The organism is Candidatus Chryseopegocella kryptomonas (assembly GCF_001536065.1).
In the GTDB taxonomy this organism is placed as follows: domain Bacteria; phylum Bacteroidota; class Ignavibacteria; order Kryptoniales; family Kryptoniaceae; genus Kryptonium; species Kryptonium kryptomonas.
The window spans coordinates 31,091-50,838 of the sequence record NZ_CZVW01000001.1 but is presented as its reverse complement, the minus strand read 5'-3'; the positions used below and the strand labels follow the sequence as shown (position 1 = coordinate 50,838).

The window sequence follows — 19,748 nt, the reverse complement described above, 5'->3', positions numbered from 1 at the left end:
TTGTTGATTTTTTACTTTTGCTTTAGATATTTTTGCTCAATTTCAAAAATCTTATTAAGCCGTTGGAGGTGTCTTCCCCCGCCGAAATTTGTTTCAAGAAAAACTCTAACAATTTCCTTTGCAAGTTCGCTCCCAATAACACGAGCACCAATTGTTAACATATTTGCATCATTGTGTTCTCTGCTCATTCTTGCGGTGAATTCATTATGACAACATGCTGCTCTTACACCCGGAACTTTATTTGCAACGATTGAAGAGGCAACGCCTGTGCCATCAATCATCAATCCACGCCAAGCTTTACCCGAAATAATTGCATAAGCCACCGCATAAGCAAAATCTGGATAATCAACCGAACTTTCAGAATTCGTCCCAAGATCAAGAACGGAATAACCAAGTTCGGAGATAAATTTTTTAAGTTCTTCTTTCAATTTAAATCCAGCGTGATCACTTGCTATTGCAACGATTTTTTTACCATCTAATTTTGGCTCTGGCTTCAATGGGTAATTAAATTTTTGAGCGGTTTCAAACTTTTCAACAAACTTAACTTTTAACTGCAGGGCTTTATCCCGTGCGGAAGGTGTGACTATCGTGTTTTTATCAATTTCTATTTCGGTTTTGCCTTGATTGTAAAAATCTAAAACCGTTTTTTCTGTGATCAATTTTTTGGGCATTGCGAAAGCAAATTTAAATTTTCAAAAGGGGGACGAAAGAAAGTCCCCCATTGTGTTTAGCTTATGCCAAGATCTTTTAAAACTTTGACAACTTTTTCAGCTGCATCTTTAAAACCATTTGCAACGATAAAATTCAATCCCGATTCTTTTAAAATTTTCGCTCCTTCTTCTGCATTTGTCCCTTCAAGGCGGATAACAACGGGAACATTCACACCAACTTTTTTAGCTGCTTCAACGACTCCAAGAGCAACACGATCACAACGAACGATTCCACCGAAGATATTTATCAAAATTGCCTTAACATTTGGATCCGACAAAATTATTCTGAACCCTTGTTCAACTGTTTCAGTTTTTGCACCACCGCCTACATCAAGGAAGTTTGCGGGCTCTCCACCAGCAAGTTTTATTAAATCCATCGTCGCCATCGCAAGCCCAGCGCCATTGACCATACAACCCACATTTCCATTTAAGCGAATGTAGTTGAGGTTATATTTTGATGCTTCTACTTCAAGAGGATCCTCTTCATCAATATCTCTTAACTGCGCAATTTCAGGATGGCGAAACAGGGCATTATCATCAAAATTCATCTTCGCATCAAGAGCAAGAACTTCTCCATCGGTTGTAAGAACAAGCGGGTTTATTTCCGCAAGAGATGCATCCGTTTCATCGTAAGCTTTGTAAAGTGCGAGCAAAAATTTAACTGCATTTTTAAACGCTTCACCCTCAAGCCCAAGCCCAAAGGCAAGGCGTCTTGCTTGATAAGGCATAAAACCAACTTTGGGGTCAACATATTCTTTCAAAATTTTCTCCGGACTTTCAGCTGCAACCTGTTCAATTTCAACACCACCTTCGCTTGAAACCATAACGACATTTCTTGAAGTTGCTCTATCAAGCGTAATCCCAACATAAAGTTCTTTTTGAATTTTCAAACCTTGCTCAACGAGAACTTTCTTAACAATTTTACCTTCTGGACCTGTTTGATAAGTTACAAGTTTGGAGCCAAGCATATTTTTTGCGTGTTGATAAACTTCATCATAACTTTTAGCAAGTTTAATTCCTCCGGCTTTTCCTCTGCCACCAGCGTGAATTTGAGCTTTTATAACCCATAAGTCACCGCCGATTTCTTTTGCGACTTCAACGGCTTCTTCAGGTGTAAATGCAACACGACCTCTGGGAACAGCAACGCCGAACTTTTTTAAAATCTCCTTCGCTTGATATTCGTGTATCTTCATTTTAAAAGTGCGATTTGTTTTAAATTTCTCATGTTCCAAACGACTTTTTCAAAGATGTTCATCACTTAACTTTTTCTGATATTGCTTTCCCTTGCAAGAACAACAAGAGATAATCTGGACCACCTGCTTTTGAATCCGTTCCGCTCATATTAAATCCACCGAATGGATGGACTCCAACTATTGCGCCCGTGCATTTCCTGTTTATGTAGAGATTGCCAACATGGAAAAGTTTTTTGGCTTTTTCAATTTTCTTCCTGTTCCTCGTATAAACAGAACCAGTTAAACCATATTCAGTGTCATTTGCAATTTCAATCGCATGGTCAAAATCTCTTGCTTTTATAACAGCGAGAACAGGTCCAAAAATTTCTTCCTGCGCAATTCTTGCTTTCGGGTCAACATCTGCGAAAATTGTCGGCTTGATGTAATAACCTTCATCCTGTCGCACCGCTTCTCCACCTGTTAACAACTTTCCTTCCGACTTTCCAATTTCAATATATGAAAGGATTTTCTGCTGAGCCCCTGCGTTGATGACAGGTCCGACAGGATAATTTTCTTTTGCTGGTCCAATTTCAAGTTTTTCCGTCTCCTCAACGAGTTTCTCAATAAATTTATCATACACGCTTTCAACAACTATAGCTCTTGAGCAGGCGGAACATTTTTGACCTTGATAACCAAAAGCTGAAACGACAACACCTTTAACTGCTGAATCAAGGTCTGCTTCATCATCAACTATTATCGCATCTTTCCCACCCATTTCAGCGATCACACGCTTTAACCATATTTGCCCTGGTTGAACTTTTGAAGCAAGTTCATAAATGTGAATTCCAACTTCTTTTGAACCTGTAAATGCAACAAATCTTGTTTTCGGATGAGCAACAAGTGTATCTCCAACTGTTGAGCCAGGACCTGTGATAAAATTCAAAACTCCATCAGGAAGACCTGCTTCTTTCATAAGTTCATAGAACTTCGCACCAATTACAGGGGAATCGCTTGATGGTTTTAACACAACCGTATTTCCAGTAACAAGCGCACCGACCGTCATACCAAGTAAAATCGCAAGTGGGAAATTCCACGGCGGTATAACTGCACCTGCACCAAGCGGTATATAAACCATTTCATTTTTTTCACCCGGATATTTTACAACAGGAGCACCTTTTGCGTAATGAAGTGCCCATCTGCTGTAATACTCAAGGTAATCAATTGCTTCTGCAACATCTGCATCTGCTTCCGCCCAGTTCTTCCCAACTTCAAAAACCTGCCACGCTGCAAATTCAAATTTTCTCTTCCTTAAAAGTTGTGCAGCTTTTAACATTATCTTGACTCTATATTCCGGCTTTGTCATTCCCCACTCTTTAAACGCATCATTTGCAACTTCAATCGCCTTTTTAGCAAGTTCAGCATTTCCCTTTTGTAAAACACCAACAACTTGATCCTTTTTTGAAGGATTGTAAGAATAAAATTTTTCATCTGTCTTAATCCTCTCACCTCCAATTACGATCTCATATTCCCTCCCAAGTTCGCTCTCAACCTTTGCGAGAGCCTTTTCCATTTTTTTGCGATTCTCAGGTTTTGAGAAATCGGTAAATGGCTCATTTTTAAATTTTGGTAACTTCATTTTAACCTCCGCTTTTATTTTTTGCCTGTTAATTTATTGATAATTTCTCTTGCCTTCTCAAAGCCCGATTTTATCATCGCTTCATCAGCACCGTGTCTGTAATACCCAAAAAGATGTAAATTCTCATAAACAGTGTTAAACGCATCAATCAGCTTACCATTTTTCGGCAAACTCCTCAAAAATTTTCTATACTCTATTACATTTTCCGGAAATTCATCCGGAGAAAATCCTCTCCTTAACATTTCCCCTTCAATGGCTCTTAACACAGCAAGATAAGCAGTCCCGCAGGCTTCGGAAACTTTCTTAATGTTTCTGTATCTTCCATTTTCAACTGGCGATTCAGAAAGTGTTTTCAAAGCATTGTTATAAAGTTCATTTGCAAGTTCAAATGCTTCTTCCGGCGTCTCTGGCAGTTTTAAAAGTTTCCTTATTTTATTTCTCTTTCGCATACACAGGTTAAAATCAAATTTTTCTCTCTGCAAATTTAAAAATTTTAACCGACTAAATTCAAACTTCGCTCCTGACAGCGCCTCTCACCACTGAAATCAAATTCCCAACCAAAATCGTCGCCCCAGCTCCAATGAAAGTGTGCCATGTCCACGCAATTTTTGTATTCAAGATGACATATATCATAACAGCAATCCCAAAAACAAAGCCAATTAAAGCATCTATCTCATTAACTTTTTTAAACAAAGCACCAAGAAGGAAAGACCCGAGTAATCCGCCATAGGTAAATGACGCAATGCTTAAAGCTAACTCAACGACAGTTCTTTCAGTTTTCATAAAAAACATAGCAGAGCCAACGAGAAGCACAGCCCATATCGCTGTTATAATCCTTGAAATCAGAAGTTCTTTTTTCTCATCATTATCTTTTCCGAAATAAGGTTTATAAATATCAATCATAGCAGACGAAGCAAGCGAACTCATTGAACCAGCAAGCGTTGACATAGCAGCTGCAAAAAGCCCAGCAATTATTAAGCCAGAAATTCCGCTTGGCATATACTTAACAATAAAGTCAGCAAATACTTCGTTTGGATTCATCTTTGCTCCATTGTAAAAAGTGTAAAGCATAAGCCCAAGAAAAAGGAACATAAAAAATTGAACAGCAACTATAAAGCCAGTTGTGATAAGTGCTTTTTGGCTATTTTTGAGCGAGTCCGTTGTTAAAAGTCGTTGAACGATAAGTTGATCAGCACCGTGTGAAGCCATTGAAAGAAACGCTCCGCCAATTAAACTCGCAAATAAAGTGTAAGGTTGCGTGAAAAATTCATTCAACGGTTTATCAAATCCCCAATTTATGATTTTAAATTTTTCAGATGCAAAATTTAAAACCTGTGAAATTCCGCCATCTATCTTCAAAGAAAGAACGATTATAGCAGAAATTGCACCACCTATGTAAATGAACATTTGAACCACATCCATCCATATAACCGCCCTCACTCCACCGATAAATGTGTATAAAAAGGTCACAAAAGAAACAATCGCAATTGAAACAATATAAATTTGAGTATCAGACCAGTTTGCTAACTGTCCAGAACTTTTCAATATAATTGCAAGTGGAATTGCGGTTGTGAAAAGCCGAACCCCATCAGCTGCAAGACGAGTGAGCATAAAAACGATTGAAGCAAAATTTCTGATTTTTTTACCAAATCTTATACCGAGAAATTGATAAGCAGTTGCAAGCTCACCTTTATAATAAGCTGGGAGAAGGACAAAACTTACGATAATTCTACCGAGAATATAGCCAAATGTTAACTGCAAAAAATTCAAATTTGTCGCATACGCAACTCCCGGAATGCTCAAAAAAGTTAAGGCGCTTGTTTCAGTTGCGACAACAGCGAAACACACAGCAAGCCATGGAACTTGTCTTGCCCCAAGAAAATAATCAGATGTGCTTCTTTGTTTTCCCCCGGAGATTATCCCAAAAATTGCAACCCCGATAAGATAAAGAACGACAATAATCCAATCAGCAAGTCCAAAGCTCATCAGAGATTATCACTTTGTTTTTGTTCCAAGCGCTTCTTCAACAGAATTTGAAAACTTAAACAACTGGTCAAGCCGTGCTATTTTTATCAAGTTTAAAACTTTATCCCTAACCCCGACAAGATAAACTTCGCCTTTATTTTCTCTCATTCTTCTCTCGCAGAACAAAAGCGAACTCAACCCCGAACTATCACAATACTCAACATCAGAAAGGTCAATAATTATTTTCTTAACACCTTTCTGACAAAGTGCGAGAAATTCTGCTTTTAAATCCGGTGAAATTAAAGCATCCATCTTCTTCTCACGCAACTTGAAAATTATGGTATTTTTCTCTGGCTTGGAAATTTCAAAATTCATATTACAAAAAATTTGTTAAAAAATGCTCAACGACCCGATTATCCCGTGATAAGCAGACCTCAAATCTGTATCTCTTTTTATAGCGAGTTGGAAATTGTAAAATAAATCAGAATCGTCACGCTTAAAGCCGATTTTTATTCCAGCGTTAAGTTCCTGGCACAACCACGCATTGAACAAATCAAAATTAAAACTCATATCAATCGCAACATCATATCTAAACAAGGAAAGTTTTCTTATAAAATTTTTTTTCGGTAGCCCGAAAATTGAAACATCATCCTTTGTTATCTCAACATATCTATAACGCTTGATCGTGAAGTATTCCTTGAAATTAGAGGTCGCTATAACGGTGATGTTATATTTGCCCGGAATATCTTTAAGCAAATCATATGCAATCATAAACTGCTCTTTTTCCCTCGGCATTATCACAACAATATATCTTGCTCTTTGAAATGCTTGCGTGAAATTGATGATTTTTTTACCTTTAACCTCACTTCTCAACTTTGCAATATAAAGAAAAAATTTTTGCGCTAATTTTCTCATTTCCATCATCTTGCTCTTTTCCCTCTTATGTATGCTTGACGAATGTATTCTTTGTCGTAAAAGTAATAAGTAAGACCAAGTTTCAAAGCAATGAAACCATCTTTATCTTTTGTATTTGGATTTCCGTCAAAATCTCCTCTTGTTGTGAGATTATATGACGCAGAAAAATCAACGGAGAGAAAATGTCTAACATACATATTTAATCCCAGACCAAAGCCAACCGTCGGCGTATTTTTGCCCATATAACTGTTGATATTCGGCTGATAATGGATCATTCCAGCGGAGATGAAAAAGTAAGCATCGGATCTACTGCGTGGGACAATGTGAAATTCAGGTTGAATTTCTCCCGAAATTATTGTAGTCCAGTTCTTAACATTTGTATCTTTATCTCTAAATCCAACCCACCCACCGGAAAATTTTCCATTAATTGAAAGAAAATCAAAAACGCCCCATCTCACATGAGCGCTCCCAAGAGGTTGGACATACGGCTTTGATTGTCCCTGCAAAATCGTTATCCCCAAATCGGCGCCAAATCCAAATTTACCCGGCAATGTCTGTGCAAATAAAAAATTTCCACCAACAAAGAAAAGTAGGACAAAAAAGAATTTACGCATTTTTTCCTCCATTTTTATTTAATGAGTTCAAGGAACTCTTCCTCGGTTATTATCTTAACACCAAGCTGCCTTGCTTTATCATACTTTGAGCCTGGATTTTCACCAACGACAACATAATCTGTTTTTCTGCTAACGCTATTGCTGACCTTACCTCCAAGTTCCTCAACTTTTTCCTTTGCCTCCTCACGTGTGAAACTTTTCAATGTCCCTGTGAATACAAATGTTTTCCCAGCAAGTTTCTTCTTCGCTTTTTCTTCTGGCTTAACTTCAAAATTTAATCCTGCATTTCTTAATCTCTCAATCAATTCAAGATTTCTCTGATCCCTGAAAAACTTGTAAACGCTTTCGGCAATCCTGGGACCAATTCCATAAACCGACTCAATCTGTGAAGGCGTTGCTTTCATCAATTTATCAATTGAACCAAATGCATCCGCAAGAAGTTTTGCGGTCTCAGAACCAACATATCTTATCCCCAAAGCGTAAAGAACGCGATGAAATGGCTGTTTTTTGCTGTTTTCAATCGCATTCAAAAGATTTTGAACGCTTTTCTCCCCAAATCCCTCAATCTTTACAAGTTTTGCCTTATGTTTGTGAAGCTCGTATATATCTGCATAATTCTTCAAAAACCCAAGTGTGACAAGTTTATCAACTATCGCTTCCCCAAGCCCTTCAATATCCATTGCGCCACGCGATGCAAAATGTTCAATTCTTGCTCTAACCTGCGCAGGACATTCCGGATTCTCGCAATAATAATTTGCTTCGCCAGCTGGTCTTTCAATCGGTCCGCCACACACAGGACATGTTTTCGGGAACACAAATGGAACAGCATCTGGTGGTCTTTTTTCAAGAACAACACCCACTATCTTTGGAATCACTTCGCCACTTCGCTCAACTATAACCGTATCACCAACTCTTATATCTTTCTCCCTTATGTAGTCCTCATTGTGAAGCGTTGCTCTTGTTATAATGACCCCACCAAGTGGAACAGGTTGAAGCTCTGCAACAGGGGTCACGGTTCCAACTCTTCCAACCTGAAGCGTAATCCCAAGAAGTTTTGTTTGCGCCTGTCTCGGTGTGAACTTAAAAGCAATCGCCCAGCGCGGGCTTTTCGCTATCGCACCAAGAATTTCCTGCTGACGAATTGAATCAACCTTAACAACGATTCCATCTATCTCGTAAGGCAAGTCATCCCGATGTTCCTCCCAATATCTCCAAAAATCAATAACTTCATCTATATTTTCACACAACTTAACATGCTCACACACTGGGAAACCGAGGCGTTTAAGGATCTGCAAATTTTCATATTGACTTTCAAGTTCAACCCCCTCAGCCATAAGATAGTAAGCAAAAAATCTCAATGGTCTTTGTGCAACAAGTTTCGGGTCTTGAAGTTTCAATGTTCCAGCGGTAGCATTTCTCGGATTAGCAAAAATTTTTTCACCTAATCTTTCCCTTTCCTCATTTAACTTTTCAAAATCAACCTTGTTCATATAAACTTCACCACGAACTTCAATGTTAAGAAATTTTTCATCAGGGTTGATCAATCTCAATGGGATTGAACGAATCGTTTTTATATTGTTAGTTATATCATCACCTTGAATTCCATCACCGCGAGTTGCCCCAAGAACAAGGATTCCATTTTCGTATTTTAATCTAACAGCAACTCCGTCAAATTTTAGTTCAGCAACATATTTATATTTTTCACCTTCAAGAAGTTCTGCAACTCTTCTATCAAATTCTCTTATCTCTTCAATTGTAAAAGCATTGTTCAAACTTAACATCGGAACCGGATGCGTCACCGTAGGAAATTCCTTTGTAGGTGCACCGCCAACCCTTTGTGTTGGAGAATCAGGAGTCACAAGTTCAGGATATTGTTTTTCAAGTTCAATCAATTCCCTCATCAACATATCATATTCAAAGTCCGAAATTATCGGCTCCGCAAGGACATAATATCTGTAATCATGTTCGCGAATTTGTCTTCTTAATTCCTCAACTCTTTCAATTATCTTCGGGTCAATCTGCCTCATTTCAACGCCAAAAAACTTTGTTTTTGTTTATCTATGCAATGTTAAAGATTTTAATTTCTCCCTATCAATCACATAATTTCTTACTACGAGACCCTTTCGCCCAATAGGTTCAAGTTCATTCCCATTCAATATAAACTTAACTCCACCAGCATTTCCAATTGTGAAATTAAAGTTATTTCTCGCTTTCAAAGTTAAACTTGTATTCGGTGGCATTAAAAATTCTTTCGCCTGTGCGCTATCAACAAGCACATTAAACCAAACAGAATCAGAAGCTATAATTTTTAACTCCAAACTATCTGGTTCTATCTTCATTTCCTTTTTTTCCATTGGAATTTCATTTGCTTTTGATATTTCCTCAACCGCAGTTTCAAAGCTTTTCTTTCTAACCTCTTTTTTCTCTTCTCTCCCAACCCCTATGAAGATAAAAATAGCAAGCAGAATAACCAAAGCCCCACCGATTAACCACAATATATTTTCAGAAACAAACGATGCAAAATCAAATTGAATTTTCTCCTTTTCCTCTTTTATTGATTCCTTCGGTTTTAAAGCGGAAATTTCACTATCATAAAGTTTTATCACCTCATCCGGATTCAACCCCACAACCCTCGCATAACTTCTCAAAAAAGCCCTCACATAAGGTTCAGGAGCAAAGTCAAAAGTTCCATTCTCAATTTTTTCAAGGAATTTCTCGCTTATCTTCGTTTTAGCAGAGATTTCTTTGAGGGTTAATTTTTTTTCCTCACGTGCCTTTTTCAAAATTTCAGCTACACTCATTCCTGGTCCGTTTAGTTTTCAGAAATAATCTAACAAAATTAACTTTTTAAATCAAACTTGAGCCCCCGATATTTAAAACCCCTCTTCATCAGCAAGCAGAGAAACATTCTTAACACCTGGCAATTTTGAAAGTTTCCTGACAAGTTCCCCTGCTTTGCTTTTATCTTTAAGCCTAATGTAATAAGATAGTTCAAAAAGATCGCCCCTTGGGCTTTTAACATTTATCAGCTTAAAATCTTTACATTCGCTTTTTATAACAGAAGTATATTCGGGTTCTTTTTCGTCTATTGCTTCATAAGTAAATTGCAAAAGTAATTCTTTTCTCCTTGGCATTCCGTAATTTAACCTTGAAAGGGCATACATAACCAGCCCAACTGTCAGCGTCCCAACTATAGAAACCGCATACAAACCCACACCGCTTGCCATTCCCACAGCAAGAGCAAAAAATATGAAAACTATATCCTGCGTGTCTTTTATCGCTGTTCTAAATCTTATTATTGACATCGCCCCAACAAGCCCAAAAGCCCTTGCAAGATTATTGCCTATAACCATTATTACAACTGATGTTATCATTGAAAGAGCTATCAACGAATTAACAAGCGTGCTTGAATAACTTATCCCCCTGTAACTAATTTTATAAAATACCGAAACTATAAACCCACACACAAAAGCAACAAACAAATTCCTTATCACTTCCACAGGCGAAATTGAAATCGTAAATATATTCTGCAAATCCTCAATCATAATCCCAATCTTGTGATTTGTTTTAACTCAGAAAAATCAAAAGCATCAACAGATAAAACATACTTTGACAAAGCCATAAATTTAAGCTCATACTTTGCGACTATATTCCTGAACCAGTGTGGAATTTTTGTCTTCCCTTTAAATTCAACAGTAAAATATGACTTCATCACATATCGCATATTCAACTCGTCAAATAAATCAGTCAAACGAGATGAAAGAGAAGCTCTTAAATTTTTATCAAATGTAATTCTCAACGAATTATCAAATTTACCTTGATACGCTTCACGCTCATAAACGACAAGAATGACTGGCTTAAGGTTATCCACATTAACATAATAGAAAAAATTTTTCGCACTTTTCACAGCGTTCTCTATCGGCTTGTTTAAAATATATCTCTCAAAATCTTTGCAGACAAATATCTTTTCCAAATTCTCAAATGTCAAAGGAGCTCTGCTTTTCAAAATATACACACCTTTTTTCCTCTTGACTTCAAGGAAAACAATGCTACTTTCATCCTTAGCCCCATAACCACGAACTCTAACTTTTTTCCTTATCTCAAGACCATCAACTTTATCGTTGTAATACTGAAATCTATCATTGTCAAAATATATGCTTCGGACTGTATATTCACCGATTTTACTTGCATTCGCATACTCATCATAATTTACATACGGCATTATTTCCAATCGCAATCGTTCAATCAACTCAACTGGAGCAAGATATTTATACTCAAACCTTATCATCCCGAGGTAAAAATTTGTTTGACAAAAAAATAAACATAATCAAGAAGTTTAACCCTGCCAACTTTAATTCTGCATTTAACCACGAGATGTGGAACTAAATTTTCAGTTTTGTTTTCAATTATCGCCCTTGCCAAAACCATTTGCTTTAAATTTATTACTCTAACCGAATTTTCAACCGCATCAATCTTCGCTTGTAAAATTTCAGATGATTTTATTTCTACAATTTGACCATTTTTAACTTTTGCCCTTTCATCAACATTTATTGGAATTAAACAACAAAACGCCGAAATATCCGCCATAGATAATATAGTATCGCCAGAAGAAATTTTGAAAATTACGCCAGAAATTGGAGATGTTATGATGTAAGATTGTGCTTTTTGTTTGAGCGCTTCAAGTTCATTTTTCAAAGATTCAATTCTTGTTTCAATTAATTGAATTTGCTCTGGTTTTGCCCCCGTTTCAAGTGCTTCAAGTTGAGATTTCGCAATTGAAACATTTGCCTGATAAAGCTTAAATAAATTCTCTGCCGTCTCATATTCTTGTGGAGAGATAAGATTTTTTTCATAAAGAATTTTCATCCTTTCAAGGACTTTTCCCTGATATTCAAGCTGTTGTTGGGCTGACTCCAATCTACCTCTTGCCTCTTCTATAATTGCGGTTTTTTCACCAGTTTTGTAAAAATTTAAAGTTGCAATTTCAGTTGAAATAAGACCCTCCAATCTAACGATCTGATACATCGTCTCAGCAGAAATTAACTTACAAATCGTATCGCCAGAATTTACAAATCCGCCAACTTTAAAAGAATTATTTAAACTCATTCTTATAGCATCGCCTCTTTCCACGCTTATAATTGAATATCTTTCAACAGTTCCGCTCAAATTATTTTTTAAAATCGTCACTATTCTATCATCCTGCGAACGAATCAAATGAAACTCTTTTGCTGGCAAAACTTCTCCAAGCGAATTTATATCATCCCAAATCCAGGCATTATTCAAAAAAAGAATCAAAATTAACAATGAAAACAAAGCGACGATTAACCGAAGAAATTTCATATCTTTATGTTTCACCTCCCAGCAATTTTACTCTTTGCTCTGTAACTTGAGCGAAAAATTCTCAAGTTTCCGAAACTTGCAACGAAATCAAGCCCATCAGCCCCACGATAAAATAAATCTTTGTGTCTTAAATTCAACGCATCACGCCCACCTTCATATGTATCTGGATTATAAACAACGATAAAATCAGCATAAACCTCAGGTCTTTCAACAACGGACGAAAACTCATATTGATAAGGCAAAACTATATTTTTAGGATAACCATAAAAAACCACAATCGGATATCCATCCGCATCATCAAACAAAATCACATCGTTTGAATCGGCATACATTTTTAAAAATTCAGCAACCTTTTTCTCATCTTCAAAAATTCCATCTGCATTGCCACCAAGCAAAACCCTTGCAAAAATTTTTTCCTCAGGATAATTTGAATTTTTGAGCTTATAATAACCAGTGAATGAAGAAATCATCAGGACAATTCCAAAGAGCGGTAGAATAATTGCTTTACGCAATGTTTTCTTTTGCTCACACGCATAAACGAGAACAAGGAAAGAAAGAAAAACAAACGGAACAAAGAAATCAACATTTAAAAGCGAAATCCCCAGAAATGAACTTATAAAAAGGGAAATCACTGGAGAAGTTAACGCAAGTATAAAAAACAACCTATGACCAAACAACAAAAATATGATCAAAAATGTTGGAGCGGAGATGAAAACTTCCATCAAGATATAAATCAAACTTTTAAAAAAATTGTCCCTTACCTCAAGCAAAATCGGATTATAAAGAACAAAGGTTCTCAAAGTTCTGAAATATGAATAAGGACTGCTCAAAAAATGAAATGGATTTGATGTGAAAATCCAGTTCAGATACATCCAGCTCACAGCGGAAACGATTGGTGGTATAAAAATCATAAGATAAACCGCCATGACCTTTCGGAAAAAAGTTTGTCTATAAGCAGGAAGTTCTCTTAACAACCTGTAAAAATTCTTATAACTTACTCCCGGTTCAAGTGTTGTTTCCACAGCAAGTATAAAATTTGCCAAAGTCCAAAAGACAAGAATAAACACAATCTCATATCTTATCAATGCCAAAATCCCGAGCGATATTCCGGCAACCGCAAGATAAAAACTCACATTTCGCTCATAATACTCAAAAATGAAAGCAAAAAATATCGTGATAAACAAAACATAAAGATAAGAACTTCCACCAGATGTCGCAGAGTATAAAACAAGCGGATTTATTGTCAAAATCATTAAAAGATAGAAAACGAAAACAAAGGATAAATTTCGTTTTAAAACTCTGTACATTAAAACCGCACAAAGCACCGCCATTCCAAACGCAGATGCAAACACCGGAGCAATTATTGGATTGACGGAAATTATAAAAGGAAAAGTAAAGAAAAACGGCAATGGCGGATAAATTAAACCTATGTTCTCAAGTCGTGGTGGATTACCCTTCAACGCAAGCAGTGCTTTCTCAATCAAAAAAATTCCCTCAGGATGAAGATAGCCATTATTTTGAAAAGTCATTCCAAGTGTTAAGTAATAAAGAAAAACCAACGACGCTAATGCTATGGATAAAACGGCATTTCTCATCTCTTTTGGATTTTTTCTTTCTTAAATATCTCACTTAATCCGTGCTCTGTTTTCTCCCAGTAAAATGGATTTTGAATCAACTGCCACAGTGCCTTATAAGCTGCAATTGAATGCAAAATCCAATAAAATGGATTCAGCAATGCGTAAGGTAAGAGATTGTAATACTTTCGCCTGAAAACTGACATCATATTCATATAAATTACGATCGCATTTCCAAACAAAAGATTAAAAGTTGAAACATACATAACCCAATCGGGGAAAAAGAGCTTTATAATTTCAGCTTTGGTAATTAGCCATGTTGTGAAAACAAACCAAAGGATAGGATTAGCAAGAAAAACGAACGGAGTCCCGCCGACAAAAAGTTGAAAACCAAGGAAACCTTTAAAAACCAATTTTTTGATCAATTCAATGGGATGTCGCATATGAACAAGGTATGTCTGCATATAACCTTTGATCCATCTTGAGCGTTGCCTTATCCAGTTTTTAATTGCTTTGTTAGCTTCTTCATAAGTTGTTGAATTTAAAACAGCAACTTTGTAACCTTTCGCATAAGCTCTTATCCCAAGGTCTGCGTCTTCTGTGACATTGAATGGATCCCAGCCAGCAAGTTCTTCAAGAATATCTTTCTTGAAATGATTGCTCGTCCCACCGAGAGGAATTGGCATTTTCAACCTATCAAGCCCAGGCAACATATAATCAAACCAATAAGAATACTCAAGCGTGAACATACGGGTCAAAAGATTTTCTTCTCTATTGTAATAGTTCAAGGCACATTGAACGCAGATATATTCATCTGGAAGTTTTTTGAAAGCCACAACTGCTTTTTTAAGTTGATCTGCGTCTGGAATATCTTCGGCATCATAAATTGTCAGATATTTACCACGAGAGAAAAGTAATCCATAATCACACGCCTTTGGTTTCGTCTTTGGCTGTTCAGATGGCACAACAAGTGGTTCAAAAACCGCAGGGAAATCAAGTCTTCTCACCGCATCTATCGTCTCCAAATCATCTTCTTCAAGTAAAAGCTTCACATCAAGTTTTAACTTTGGATAATCCATACGATTTATGCTTTCAACAAGTTTTGCTATGACCTTGGGCTCTTTATAAACAGGAAGAAGTATCGTGTAAACTGGAAGTTCATCATCTCGGAGTGCATTTATCTCTTCCTGCGTTATGACTTCATAAAGTTCATATCTTGCTCCAACAAGAGAAAGCGTGAACTTAAAAAGGATTGAAAAAAGAAATAAAAAACTAATCAAAATGTTTAAAAGCACAACCCCACCAATTGGGTTAATTGAAAAATAAATAAGATAAAGGGTCAACAAACCAACGATGATAATAACTTGTTTCGTCGTCAAAGTTAAAACCGCCGACCTATCGGGATCTTTCCAGAGCAAATTATAAATCGCAATCCTGCAAAAAGGAGGTCCGAGATATTTATGTAAAACCCAGATTACATCAACATCCATTGAAAAAATTATCTCAACATCGCTTTTAAAAACTCTCTTCACAATCTCAACAAATTCAGCATCCGTCGGGTCAACCATAGCAAGTATAACTTTGCCGTTCTCTTTTCTTATCGGCGCTCCAAGATATTGCTCCATAATTAAAAGATTCATATAAGAGACAATCTTCGGGTCAATTTTTTCCTTCTTAACATCAACCATCTCATATCCAAGCGATTCAACAATCTCACGCCATTTTTTTCTGCTCACATAACCAAATGTCAGACAAACTTTCGCAAAAGACCAACCAGTTTCACTTTGAAATTTTTCAATCTCATTGATTGCGCTCTCATCAATAATTCCAGAATCAATCAAAATATCCTTGACAGAGTATTTCTTGACTTCTTCAATCATAGCGAAATTGAAATTTAAATCTCAATCCACAATGCTATGAAGAAACCTCTTCCAGCGCCAATTTTTCTGCCATAAACATCATAGAAAACGCCACCCTGAAACCACGCTTTATATGTGAATCTATGCGCAAGCGAAACGCTTAATTTCCCTTCGTTATAGTCCGTCTCAATTGACGGATTAAATCTTGTTGAAAATGTTCCTTCACCAATTGAATTGACGCCGTCAATTTGAAAAATCGCTTGCCATTTCCAACCGAGATTAATTCCATATAAAATTTGAAATCTAACCTGTGGCGCAACCTTTGAATAAAATCTTCTGTATCCAAGTTCAATGTTAAAATAAGAATTAAGAGAAAACGGTCTCAATCCGCCAGCGAAAAGAATTTTAACTTCACCAGCATATTCTCCATACCCAATCAATGGTTCTCTATCCATTGAATAAGCAGGTATAATCGCAAGAGTTTGAAAACTTAACACAAACCTTGACTCAAAAATTTTTAATTTCAATCCAATCTCAAAATCCCCAAAATCGCTGTTTGATTTGTAGTTATAATTGTCAATCCATCTGTTTCTCACAAAAGAAAAATTTCCAACCAAATTAAATCTATCGCTGAAACCATATTCAAAGTATAATCCAAAACCAAGTCCATCAAAATATCCGCTGTTTTGAAGAAGATTGAATTTCCAATTCGTGTCGTAATATCCGCTTGCCTGATAAAAATAACAGTATGGCACAAGAAGAATGCTTCCTTTCCCCCGTGTCCACGCACCTGCAAAAACAGAAGAAACGACAAAACATAAAAATACGGGATATTTCAAAATTTTAAATCCCATTCTCGTTTATCCTGCGCATTGTTCTTATCGCTCTTGCCAACTCAAAATAATAAGAATCAAGATTTTCAGGCGATAAACTTGTCAAGAATACATTTACTTTATCGGCAAGAATCTGCGAAAGATAAACTATTAAATTTCTATATGCCTTTGGCTTACCCAAGGCAAAATAAAGATCAATCATTGCTGAAAGCACAGCCAGATTAACTGAATTTGTTTTCTCTTGTTCAATAAATTTGCCATTATTATAAACATAAAAATCGCTCCATCTTCCAAAATTATTTTCAAAAAATTTCAAAATCTCCCAAGCTGGCTTATCATTAAAACCTTTGATTGAAGTTGCTATATCAACTGAAGAAATCAACGGAAAAACAGAATTCGGAGAAAAATAACCTGATGAACCAGGATCTACGGTTAAAACTCCAACATCATATATTGAGTAAAAAAATCCATTCCCAACATAGCCACCGATGATCGCATTATACATTAACTTCGCTTTATTTAACATCTCTGAATCGTTGTTTTCAAGCCCAATTTCGTATAAGTAATCAGGACGCTGGTTGATAAGATAAGTGTTTTCTGAAAGAGTTCTCGTTTGATAGTTGAAATAATTTTTTACAATGAACCGATTTGAGTCAATCATATAGCCGTGTTTTAAATAAGCCCTTGCGAGAGAATAGCTTACTCTTTTATATTCTTCCTTTTTCCACTTTTTATACGCAAGAAAAATTGCATGCGCACAATGAATTGTCTCCGCAGTTCCAGAAGCATCTGGCTCAACTTCGGGTTTGTATCTCCACAAAATTGAGCTATCAATCCACGAATCACGAATTATGTAATGTTTTTTCAAAATCTCATAAGCACTGCTAAACATAGACGAATCGCCGATTTCAACACCTGTTTGCATAATTTCAGCAAGGTCAATCGCATAGCAAAATCCATTTGGTCTTGATGGAAGTCCCAAACTCAACCTTCGTTTGATCTCATCAATTGCCTTTGTTTCTAATTCTCTTAACCTTGAATGATTAACTCTGTATATCACAGGTGAACAGGAATAAAAAAGCAAGAGCAGGAAAGGAGAATTTTCTTCATTTTCTTTCCATAACTTTTCTTGCCATTTTCCTTCCACGCCAGAAGACATAAACAAGCAATGCTAAAAACAACGCCCACGCAAGCCCGATTATAAAAATTTTGTATTGGTTGAAAATGTCAAGAAATGTTCTCTCCCCTGGATATTGAACTTTCAAAAGTCCCGCTTCAACTCTGAAAAAGTAACTTTTCTCACCATCAACTATTCCTATGTTCCCGCTGATGTCAGGAAATTTCGCTTCAAGTGATTTCGTCATTTGATAAATTCTTTCATCGGCATACCTTCCCATTCCAAAAACAAGAAGCACAGGATTGCCTTTTTCACCGTAAAATACCTCACTCACACCAATTGATGTTGTATCCCAGAGTGTGTATAAAACACGCCCCGTTGCTGAACTCAAAATTCTAAATCCCTGTCTTGGCTTCAATGGAGAATTTTCAAATTTCTCCATCAATTGCTCATTTGGATCAAGGATCAAAATTAAATTATAGTTTTTCAAAATTTCATAATCAACGGATGAAGAGAAATAAACAGACGGATAGAATTCAAACTCTTTAATTCCCGAATTTACAAGATAAACAATTTTTGCAAGCGATCTTACCTTTTGAAGCGTAATCTTGCCACCGATGACCGCAACCGTTTCACCATAACCAAACATCTCGGGGAAATAAACAAAACTTAATTCATCTGGACGATAAAAACTTGACACATTGATATACGACCTTTCATCATCAAGCATACAGAAAAAGTTCGCCATCAAATTTTTACATTCCTCACTTGTCGGATAATAAACAAATTCAACCGTTATCGTGTTCGTTTTCAACAAAACAAATCTATCAACATCAAAGCTGTAAGAGATTTTTCCTTCCTCTGTTAATCTTTTGCTTTCAATCAAAGTGTTATTAAAGTAAACATTGAAAAACGCATTGCGAACCGCACTTACCACGGGGGCATAAACTGCGGTTATGTTTATCGTCAATTTGTCCGGTGAAAATCCAAGTTCAGAATTTTTGAATGAGTAAACATATCTTAAATTCCCTATCCCCTCAAGTCGTCCACTCGTGAAGCCGAGCTTACGAAAACTTATCTTGTAAGGTGGAAGCGGAGGTTTTACTTCCAATTCTTGCACCGCTTGACGAACAAGTAGAAAACTGTTAAACGAAGATTGAAAAATGTCTTTATTTAAAAACGCTTTGATTACCTTTCTCAATCCTTCATCATTGAAACCTGTAAGAACAAGAACATTCTTCCGAAATTTTGCAGTTTGCTCTGAATAAACATAAATCAATCCATCGTTATTCAAGAATTTTCCGCTTATTGACTTTTTATATTTTTCAGGTATCTTGTCAAATCTTGACACGATGACAAAATTTTCCACCTCATCTGGAAGCGTCTCATATGTTTCTACCTCAAAATCTTTTCCTGTCAATTTTCTCAGATAAGAATAAACCCAGACCGCACCTTCACATTCAATCGTGGATAAATTTGATGGTATAACTATTGCACCTCCACCTTCAAGAAACTTTAAAAAATTGCTGATCTTTAACTTTACACCTATTCTTTGCTTAAACTCCACATTAACAAAAGATGATTTTCTGATCTTAACCCACAACCCGTTTGTTATAATGTCATAGCATCTGTCCATCGTTATGGAAAGGTTCGCCTTGATGTCAAGCTTGATAAAATCAGAAAAACTCAAATCAAACTGACGAAGCGGAACTATCAATTTATCCCCCAGATCGCTCAATCTGACCGTCAACGCTGGCTTATCCCATATCAAAACTGTAATGTAGGAATTTTTAAAATTCAAAACAGGTGACGGCTCAATGTCAAGAACGATATAACTTTTTGATGAATCAACATTTTCACCAACTCTCAAAAACAATGTAACCGCAGGCGTCGGTCCAGTTAAAACAATATCATCGTAGCCAAACTTTTGGAATGTCAATTTTTCAGCAAAGAGAAAGGTTTGAATTGTAGTATTCAAAATAACGATCAAAAAGAGAAATTGGATTTTCATTT

18 protein-coding genes are annotated in these 19,748 nt (G+C 36.4%); all 18 read right to left on the bottom strand.

Annotated elements, in window-relative coordinates; translation table 11 throughout:
• Positions 1-11 precede the first annotated feature (11 nt).
• Positions 12-671, bottom strand: a complete 660-nt coding sequence (gene rpiB / locus AWW83_RS00230; protein ID WP_092346637.1) for a ribose 5-phosphate isomerase B — start codon at positions 669-671, stop codon at positions 12-14.
• 56 nt (positions 672-727) lie between these two features.
• Positions 728-1,903 carry an ADP-forming succinate--CoA ligase subunit beta gene (gene sucC / locus AWW83_RS00225; RefSeq protein ID WP_092346635.1) on the bottom strand — a complete coding sequence of 392 codons (1,176 nt, stop codon included), beginning with the start codon at positions 1,901-1,903 and terminating at the stop codon, positions 728-730.
• A 61-nt stretch (positions 1,904-1,964) separates the two neighbouring features.
• A complete protein-coding gene (pruA, locus tag AWW83_RS00220; RefSeq protein ID WP_092346632.1) occupies positions 1,965-3,518 on the bottom strand; it encodes an L-glutamate gamma-semialdehyde dehydrogenase in 1,554 nt (517 codons plus the stop codon).
• Positions 3,519-3,532: 14 nt separating this feature from the next.
• The gene (locus tag AWW83_RS00215) at positions 3,533-3,967 is read right to left on the bottom strand and encodes a DUF5618 family protein (protein WP_092346629.1); all 435 of its coding nucleotides are present in this window, start codon (positions 3,965-3,967) and stop codon (positions 3,533-3,535) included.
• 58 nt (positions 3,968-4,025) lie between these two features.
• Entirely contained in the window at positions 4,026-5,504 is a 1,479-nt protein-coding gene (locus AWW83_RS00210; RefSeq protein WP_092346626.1) for a sodium:solute symporter, read from the bottom strand.
• Positions 5,505-5,513: 9 nt separating this feature from the next.
• On the bottom strand, positions 5,514-5,858 hold the full coding sequence (locus AWW83_RS00205) for an STAS domain-containing protein (RefSeq protein WP_092346623.1): 345 nt from the start codon (positions 5,856-5,858) through the stop codon (positions 5,514-5,516).
• Positions 5,859-5,873: 15 nt separating this feature from the next.
• Positions 5,874-6,398, bottom strand: coding sequence for a DUF6913 domain-containing protein (locus tag AWW83_RS00200; RefSeq protein ID WP_143713844.1), 525 nt, complete (start codon positions 6,396-6,398; stop codon positions 5,874-5,876).
• A gap of 5 nt (positions 6,399-6,403) precedes the next feature.
• On the bottom strand, positions 6,404-7,012 hold the full coding sequence (locus tag AWW83_RS00195) for a hypothetical protein (protein ID WP_143713843.1): 609 nt from the start codon (positions 7,010-7,012) through the stop codon (positions 6,404-6,406).
• A 14-nt stretch (positions 7,013-7,026) separates the two neighbouring features.
• On the bottom strand, positions 7,027-9,030 hold the full coding sequence (ligA, locus tag AWW83_RS00190) for an NAD-dependent DNA ligase LigA (RefSeq protein WP_092346914.1): 2,004 nt from the start codon (positions 9,028-9,030) through the stop codon (positions 7,027-7,029).
• Positions 9,031-9,066: 36 nt separating this feature from the next.
• Positions 9,067-9,813 carry a helix-turn-helix domain-containing protein gene (locus tag AWW83_RS00185; RefSeq protein ID WP_092346613.1) on the bottom strand — a complete coding sequence of 249 codons (747 nt, stop codon included), beginning with the start codon at positions 9,811-9,813 and terminating at the stop codon, positions 9,067-9,069.
• Positions 9,814-9,885: 72 nt separating this feature from the next.
• Positions 9,886-10,557, bottom strand: coding sequence for a DUF4956 domain-containing protein (locus tag AWW83_RS00180; RefSeq protein ID WP_092346611.1), 672 nt, complete (start codon positions 10,555-10,557; stop codon positions 9,886-9,888).
• The gene (locus tag AWW83_RS00175; RefSeq protein WP_092346609.1) at positions 10,554-11,300 is read right to left on the bottom strand and encodes a polyphosphate polymerase domain-containing protein; all 747 of its coding nucleotides are present in this window, start codon (positions 11,298-11,300) and stop codon (positions 10,554-10,556) included. Before AWW83_RS00175 ends, AWW83_RS00180 begins: the two co-directional genes overlap by 4 nt.
• Positions 11,297-12,352: an HlyD family secretion protein gene (locus AWW83_RS00170; protein ID WP_092346607.1), complete on the bottom strand. Its 1,056-nt coding sequence runs from the start codon at positions 12,350-12,352 to the stop codon at positions 11,297-11,299. The genes AWW83_RS00175 and AWW83_RS00170 overlap by 4 nt, the downstream gene beginning before the upstream one ends.
• A gap of 11 nt (positions 12,353-12,363) precedes the next feature.
• A complete protein-coding gene (locus AWW83_RS00165) occupies positions 12,364-13,947 on the bottom strand; it encodes a hypothetical protein (protein ID WP_092346604.1) in 1,584 nt (527 codons plus the stop codon).
• Positions 13,944-15,806: a glycosyltransferase family 2 protein gene (locus AWW83_RS00160; protein WP_092346601.1), complete on the bottom strand. Its 1,863-nt coding sequence runs from the start codon at positions 15,804-15,806 to the stop codon at positions 13,944-13,946. The genes AWW83_RS00165 and AWW83_RS00160 overlap by 4 nt, the downstream gene beginning before the upstream one ends.
• Before the next feature lie 14 nt (positions 15,807-15,820).
• Complete coding sequence (locus tag AWW83_RS00155) at positions 15,821-16,639, bottom strand: hypothetical protein (protein WP_092346598.1); 819 nt, start codon at positions 16,637-16,639, stop codon at positions 15,821-15,823.
• Positions 16,629-17,777 carry a hypothetical protein gene (locus AWW83_RS00150; RefSeq protein WP_143713842.1) on the bottom strand — a complete coding sequence of 383 codons (1,149 nt, stop codon included), beginning with the start codon at positions 17,775-17,777 and terminating at the stop codon, positions 16,629-16,631. The genes AWW83_RS00155 and AWW83_RS00150 overlap by 11 nt, the downstream gene beginning before the upstream one ends.
• Complete coding sequence (locus AWW83_RS00145; protein ID WP_092346592.1) at positions 17,725-19,746, bottom strand: cellulose biosynthesis cyclic di-GMP-binding regulatory protein BcsB; 2,022 nt, start codon at positions 19,744-19,746, stop codon at positions 17,725-17,727. Before AWW83_RS00145 ends, AWW83_RS00150 begins: the two co-directional genes overlap by 53 nt.
• Between the last annotated feature and the right edge of the window lie 2 nt (positions 19,747-19,748).